This window comes from Clostridia bacterium (assembly GCA_017410375.1).
Taxonomy (GTDB): domain Bacteria; phylum Bacillota; class Clostridia; order RGIG6154; family RGIG6154; genus RGIG6154.
In genome coordinates, this window is record JAFQQW010000032.1 from 1 (window position 1) to 2,580 (window position 2,580).

At 41.8% G+C, this 2,580-nt stretch carries 1 protein-coding gene; it reads left to right on the top strand.

The window, feature by feature from the left end:
- Positions 1 to 262: 262 nt before the first annotated feature.
- Positions 263 to 2,287, top strand: coding sequence for an MBL fold metallo-hydrolase (locus IJE10_04720; GenBank protein MBQ2967412.1), 2,025 nt, complete (start codon positions 263 to 265; stop codon positions 2,285 to 2,287).
- Positions 2,288 to 2,580 lie beyond the last annotated feature (293 nt).

Below are 2,580 nucleotides of genomic sequence, written 5' to 3' on the forward strand. Positions count from 1 at the left end.
AGCTCCCTCTTGCAACACACAAAATTGCTGTGCCCTAACGGGCGCAATTTTGGTTGCGGCGCCACGAACTTCTCGCTGTATCCGTCACCGACGGCGCTTCGGGTTCGTGCCAAACATTTTTTCCTATTCCCTAAAAAAGGGGCTGTAATAAATTTACAGCCCCTTTTTTTTAGTGTAAGCAGGTGTTGCACCGAGAGCAAGAATGTGATATACTGTTTATTGTACGATACAGAGAAGCTATCTTTGAAAGGAGAAATAGAGGATGAGATGGAATTTTAAATTTTTAAGCATCTCCGTTGCAATATTTCTTGCTTGTTCGACACTTGCAGGTTGCAATCAAACCATGTTTAACGCAAACCCAAAGCCTGCAACAGAGCATACAGCTAAAGTAAATGACGGGGTTTATCGTTTGCTTGATTTTGAAGATCAACAGGAGCGCGAATTTGCGTTAAGAGGACGGATTGATGCACCGGAGACTCTGGAAATAAAGGATGAAAACGGCAATGTGATATGGAGCCAGCAGGCATATTCTTTCTTGGATGAAACAGAAAAAGCCCCTGCTTCTGTAAATCCGAGTCTGTGGGAAAACAGTAAAAACAATCATGTGTATGGCTTATTCCAAGTGACTGACGGTATATATCAGGTCCGCGGTTATGATATGGCAAACCTTACTGTTATCGAAGGAAACAGCGGAAGAATTGTGTTTGATCCTCTTATGACCACGGAATGCAGCAAGGCAGCGATGGAATTGGTAGAGAAAAATTTAGGACAAAAACCGATTAAAGCTGTTATAATATCCCATCCGCATATTGACCATTTCGGAGGAATAAAAGGTGTTGTGTCGGAAGAAGAGATTGCGGATTCTTCGCTTTCGATAGAGGCGCAAATTGCAAGCGGAAAAATTCCGATTATTGTACCCGAACACTTTACCGCTTACGCTGTGAGTGAGAATGTATATGCAGGAAAGGCTATGAGCAGACGCGCAAATTATCAGTATGGCGTGTTCCTGGAACCGGGTCTGACCGGGAAAATGGCTATAGGAATAGGCATGGGGCAGTCAACCGGAGGCGTAAGCTTTATTAAGCCTACTTATGAAATTAAAGCGACCGGCGAAAGAATTACAATAGATGGCGTGGAAATGGAATTTCAGATGACACCGGGGACGGAAGCACCGGCTGAAATGAATATATGGATTCCACAAAAGAACGCGTTGTGGTTGGCTGAAAACTGTACAGCAACACTTCACAATTTGTACACTTTAAGAGGTGCGCAGGTGCGTGACGGGAATGAGTGGTCAAAGTATATTCTCGAAGCGATAAGCCAGTATGGAAAAGATACAGAAGTCACGTTCCAGTCGCATAACTGGCCGCATTGGGGAAATGATGTGATTTTAAAATATCTGGAGGATACCGCGGCAGTTTATAAATTTATAAACGACCAGACGCTTACATATATCAATCAGGGCTATACTGCAGATGAAATTTCAAATAGGATTGAGCTTCCCGAGCCGCTTGCCAAAAACTGGTATACCCGTCAATATTACGGAACAGTTGCGCATAATTCAAAAGCGGTATATCAAAAATATATGGGATGGTATGATGCAAATCCCGTAAATCTTAATCCGCTTTCTCCCACGGACAGTGCCAAAAAATGGGTGGAATATCTTGGGGATACAGACAAAATTATAAAAATGGCAAAAGAAGATTTTGATAAAGGCGAGTATCAGTGGGTTGCGGAAATTACGAATGTTTTAGTCTATGCAGACCCCGAAAATAAAGAGGCAAGATTGCTTTGTGCGGATGCTTTGGAGCAACTTGGTTATCAGGCGGAATCCGGAGCATGGCGAAATGCGTATCTTTCAGCGGCAGCAGAATTAAGAAACGGAAATCTTACAGCAAAAGGAAAAAACGCAACTTCTGATGGCGGCGTTCAAAAGAATATGACAGCAGAAATGATATTTGATTATATGGGTATTGTTTTAAACAAAAAAGCTTTGGTTGAGCAGGATTTTAAGGTGAACTTTTCGCTTGTAGACACAAAAGAGGTCTATACTGTACACTTCAGAGCAGGTGTCATGCTTGTGTATAAAGGAGCGCTTGCGGAGGATGCAAAGGTTTCTGTAACCTGTCCGAAAAACGGTTTGCTTTTGATTCTTCAAAGAAACAGCCAAGGCATACAGCAGTATGTTAAAATCGATGGAGATAAAGAGTATCTGGATAGGATTATTGATAATCTTACGGAGATTTCTACAGCAGAAGATGCGCAGTTTAATATAATTGAACCGTAAAAACATTAAGAGGGTGTAATGTTAAAATAAAAGGGGATGTAAAAAAAGTCCGGACCGCAAAAACGCGAGTATAAAAGCAAACGAAGTTTCTGTAAACTTGCAAGAAAGACCTGAAATGAAGAAAACACGCAATTTTTGCGTGTTTTCTCTTTATAAATGCGTTTTTGCTATGAACAAACTTCGCCTCTCGACGTACCGCGTCGGTGCAAGAGCTTTTATATCGCAATCCACCTTATGGTGTTTTGCTCATTTTATACTCTGCACCTCCTTTTAGCCGAAAAGTTTGCGAGCAA